Genomic DNA, 3,875 nt, shown 5'->3' on the forward strand with positions numbered 1-3,875 from the left:
CTACATATTCTTTTCGGATTATTATAACCACGTTAAACCCGTAAACTAATGAAACGCCTTATACCGAACGGTACGTAGGGTGTTGTGAAAGGGGCGAAACATTTTAATTGTTAGCTTCTATTCGATTGTAAAACATTTCAAAAGAAATTTCAAGGGATTATATCAACAAACAGAAGTTCACGAGTTCAGAGCAGGTTTTATCATTTATGAAAGGTATGTTTGGAGACGTTTTTTATAGAATAGAGCAGTGTTAATAATGTGATAGCGCTCAGTTCTTATTTCTGATATCTCAAAATTTTTAATGATAATTCAAAATTAAACAAAATGTTACTGTTACTTAATGATATTTTAAATAATTTTTCTATCTTATGGTAACGATAAAAAAATGTGCTGCAATGAATATTTAATTTTTTTGAGGTCAAATTTAAATTTCTATTACTTTCTAAATAAACCATTAATGTTTGTAATAATACTGAATTATTATTTTTATCGATATCTATAAGTTTGTTAATCAATGGATCAATCAATGTATTTAGTTTAATCTTTTCAATATTATTATCCGTGATTTGCAATATATGAAATAGATAATATTCTATATAGTCATTGAAATAAAATAAGAAACCTTCAATGTTTAAGAGCTTTGCTAATTTTAAAGCGTAAGTAGCTTGTTTATAAAATTCCTTTGTTTCTAGTATGTTTTGAAATACCAAACTAATTCCGGCTTTTAAATTGTTGAGATTTAAAAAATCTGTAAATCTCGTTTTTGTGTTTTCTGAGAATATTTCATCATCTTCCTTGCTTATCAGCAGAATGATACTATCTTCATAATAAGCAGAAATACAATTTCCCAATATATTTTTAGTTGTAATAATTAACTGCTTTAATCCAAAATTATGACGGTAATCTTGATATGTTTGCCTAAAAGGTATAACAATTAATAATATATTTTCATTTAATTTAAAGTCTATATTTTTTAGTCTTTCTTCAATATAGGAAAGATTATTGATTGAATTTTTCAATAAATCCATTAAGTAATATTCTTCTTTGAGTCCTGAACTATTTATAAACAAATTATCATTTTGCATTTGTATAGAAAGAGTTTGTGCCAAAGTATTGGTTAGTTCTAAATCTTCTTCAAAGAATTCTCTATTTTCTTGTAAAATACATATATATGCTACAGTAACATTATTAATACGAATACCACAAAAAATAAGATTTTCATCAGAAAAGTGAAAAAAAGATGTACTTGAACTATAAATATTATCTATACATTTATCTTTTTTCATAATATTAACAGTATCAATTAATAAATACGCCTGGTCATTATAAGTTTCTATATTTGATGTAATTGGATTAGCAAGAGTAGAACGACCAATAATACGATAACTAGTATCTAAAATAAAAATTGGGTTATTTAAATAGCTTTCACATATATTTAGAGTTTTATTAATATCATTACAATCAGATAAACTATTATAAATATTGAGTTTTTTTACATATAGTTTGTACTCTATAAACATAAATTCACAAATTAATCTATAAATTTCTTCTATATTCTTTTTAGTCTCGATCTGCCTACTCGTGTGCCAGCTCCAAAACAATGTTTATTGCATGATGATATGATTAAACGTTCTGAGGAAATTGGCAACAATGTTATGAAATCATTAAATACTGTAGTAGAAAAAAGAACGTGGTTAGGCGATGAAAATATGGGATGGTGCCCAAATTGTCATTCTAATTCATTAAGTTTGGGAGAAATTCAATGGGATGGGTTGCATTTCCCAATTGAATGTCAAGTTTGTGGTGCTGGTGGAGACTTAGAAAAAACAGAAACTGGTAAATGGGAATTTGTTATTGCAAAAGATGGATTAAGTCGTGATCGTACTACTATTAAAGGAAGAGAACACCATTTACAAGAGATTTATCATACACAAGGTGGGTTTTACACAGATGAAAACTTAGCAGCCGTTAAAGAAAAATTCAGTAAATATAAAAATTTGAAGTTTCCTACAATTGAAATTGATAGATAATAATATAGAAAACGAGTTAAAAATAGTGGAAAGACGACTGGTATTTTTTCAAAAGCAAGTAAGAAAGTAGAAAGCATTGCAAGCATTGAGCTTATATGCAACTTTATGAAGGGTATCACAAAAACCAATGAGAAGCTTCAAGTTGCAACACATAGGGTTAGGCACGGGTTGTCGCCACCATACATATCAGCAAACGTAAGGTTTTCAAGGTTTTTAAGTTGAAGAAGTAAATGCTATATCAGTTAAAATAATTGATATAGCATTTTTTCTATGTTGACTTTTCGTAGAGATTAAAAGCATAAAGGTATGTGGCACAGCATTGCGGTAACCGCGATACTTCTTTACTATGTGTTTGATTTCCACTTGGATAGAGACGTGACAGTTTGCTTAGATTATGTTTAAATTTATTATGAACTTATCTCTTTTGTAAAACAGATACAATAAATAAATATAAAGTATTATTTGAATTTAAATGTTTAAAAATGAATATTTATATATAAAAAAAGGATTTTATATACTAATATAGAATTTAATATATATTCTATAGCCGATAAATCTACTGGTATAGCAGCAATAAACTCAGATAACATAGGAAAAAAGGCAGATCCAGAGGATATACAAGCAGCAAATGATGATAAAGCTATTACAATAATTGATAAAATAATCATAGATGTAACAGCTCCTTTGCATATAAATGGTAAGGTAGCTTATGCTGCTGGAATTGAATTTTCTATAGAAGATGTATTCAACAATTTATCTTTAAATATTGAAGATGTTTTAAAATTTATTAATGACAAGGTTGCTCCAGATTATGAAATGTTCGTAAATATAGGAAATCAATATGAGGATGATGCTAAGTACGTATTTGATCTTTCAGAATATTTATCAAAAGGTATTGAACAAATTGTGGAAGGTGTGCAACAAACAACCGTAGCTATAGAGGATGTAGTAGCTTCAATTCAAGAAAGCTCTGAAAGTTCACAAGATATATTAAGGGTTATAACTGAAACATCAATTGCAACAGATATGATAGCAGAAACATCAAATGAACAAGTGAAAACGGCTGAAACTCTTAATAGTGTAATTTTAAAGTTCAAAGTGTAAATAAAGATTTCTATAGTAAGGGCGTCGAAAGCGGTCCGACACCCATCGACTCCATCAGTAAAACCTACAACGACTTATTTATAATGTACGCTATAGTGTAGACATAAAAAAGTCTACGCTATGGGGTATTTTTGATATAATTAAGGATATAAAAAAATTAAAATGTGGATTTTTACTATAGCAAAGAATGAAAGTTTGTCATGGATTAGAAAATATAATAAGGAAATTCCTAGTGAAGATACTTATTTAGAAATATTAGGGTCTTTTGAAGTTGCGGTAATAGTTTTAGAAGATAATTTATAAAAAAATGAAACTTTTTTAAAAGAACATTGTCTAATATATAAGAGTCCCATTTTATATGTAGTATGCATCTTTTGAAGTTGCGGCGATGGGTTATAGACAAAAGAGAGGTGTAACAATATGAAGCAAAATAATATAGATAGACTTATAAAAGAGACGTATACAGAATTTAATAGCGAATTGGATATTCATTCCGATATTAAAATCCCTGAATTTAATAAGATAATGAATAAATTTCATGGCAATCTAAAAGAAAAAAGTAATAGAGCGGCTATATCAAAAAAACTAGCCTTGGTGGCTAGTTTCACATTGATTATAATCATTTGACCACTTAATTATTGTGGATTTTGCTAATTGATATTCTCTTGCTATATCTGCTGTTGATTTACCATTTTGCTTAAGAGCTATTATTTGCTTTTTAAATTCTTCAGTATAATTTTT

General features: G+C 27.8%; 6 protein-coding genes and 1 pseudogene. 4 read left to right on the plus strand and 3 right to left on the minus strand.

Annotation, left to right across the window (positions count from 1 at the left end):
- Positions 1–275: 275 nt before the first annotated feature.
- Positions 276–1,520, minus strand: a complete 1,245-nt coding sequence (locus tag ACJAX4_RS22595) for a PucR family transcriptional regulator (RefSeq protein ID WP_435791696.1) — start codon at positions 1,518–1,520, stop codon at positions 276–278.
- A gap of 51 nt (positions 1,521–1,571) precedes the next feature.
- Here ACJAX4_RS22595 and ACJAX4_RS22600 point away from each other — a divergent pair.
- A pseudogene (locus ACJAX4_RS22600) lies at positions 1,572–2,030 on the plus strand (flavodoxin family protein); the annotation flags it as partial.
- 476 nt (positions 2,031–2,506) lie between these two features.
- Here the strand turns inward: ACJAX4_RS22600 and ACJAX4_RS22605 are convergent.
- The gene (locus ACJAX4_RS22605) at positions 2,507–2,698 is read right to left on the minus strand and encodes a hypothetical protein (protein ID WP_435791697.1); all 192 of its coding nucleotides are present in this window, start codon (positions 2,696–2,698) and stop codon (positions 2,507–2,509) included.
- Positions 2,699–2,714: 16 nt separating this feature from the next.
- Here ACJAX4_RS22605 and ACJAX4_RS22610 point away from each other — a divergent pair, with 16 nt between their 5' ends.
- The 3 genes from ACJAX4_RS22610 (at position 2,715) to ACJAX4_RS22620 (ending at position 3,761) form a co-directional block, all read left to right on the plus strand.
- Positions 2,715–3,134, plus strand: coding sequence for a hypothetical protein (locus ACJAX4_RS22610; RefSeq protein ID WP_435791698.1), 420 nt, complete (start codon positions 2,715–2,717; stop codon positions 3,132–3,134).
- A 162-nt stretch (positions 3,135–3,296) separates the two neighbouring features.
- Positions 3,297–3,437, plus strand: a complete 141-nt coding sequence (locus tag ACJAX4_RS22615; RefSeq protein WP_435791699.1) for a hypothetical protein — start codon at positions 3,297–3,299, stop codon at positions 3,435–3,437.
- A gap of 117 nt (positions 3,438–3,554) precedes the next feature.
- Complete coding sequence (locus ACJAX4_RS22620; RefSeq protein WP_435791700.1) at positions 3,555–3,761, plus strand: hypothetical protein; 207 nt, start codon at positions 3,555–3,557, stop codon at positions 3,759–3,761.
- Here ACJAX4_RS22620 and ACJAX4_RS22625 read toward each other — a convergent pair.
- Positions 3,720–3,845: a hypothetical protein gene (locus ACJAX4_RS22625; protein WP_435791701.1), complete on the minus strand. Its 126-nt coding sequence runs from the start codon at positions 3,843–3,845 to the stop codon at positions 3,720–3,722. The two genes, ACJAX4_RS22620 and ACJAX4_RS22625, sit on opposite strands and share 42 nt — an antisense overlap.
- Positions 3,846–3,875: the final 30 nt, after the last annotated feature.

The sequence above is a fragment of the Clostridium sp. genome (genome assembly GCF_051278035.1).
Lineage (GTDB): Bacteria > Bacillota > Clostridia > Clostridiales > Clostridiaceae > Clostridium_AD.

Excerpts from the sequence above, each read along its gene's own strand:
- ACJAX4_RS22595 (WP_435791696.1), bottom strand. The coding sequence starts at position 1,520 with ATGTTTATAGAGTACAAACTATATGTAAAAAAACTCAATATTTATAAT.
- ACJAX4_RS22605 (WP_435791697.1), bottom strand. The coding sequence starts at position 2,698 with ATGATTATTTTATCAATTATTGTAATAGCTTTATCATCATTTGCTGCT.
- ACJAX4_RS22615 (WP_435791699.1), top strand. The coding sequence starts at position 3,297 with ATGTGGATTTTTACTATAGCAAAGAATGAAAGTTTGTCATGGATTAGA.
- ACJAX4_RS22620 (WP_435791700.1), top strand. The coding sequence starts at position 3,555 with ATGAAGCAAAATAATATAGATAGACTTATAAAAGAGACGTATACAGAA.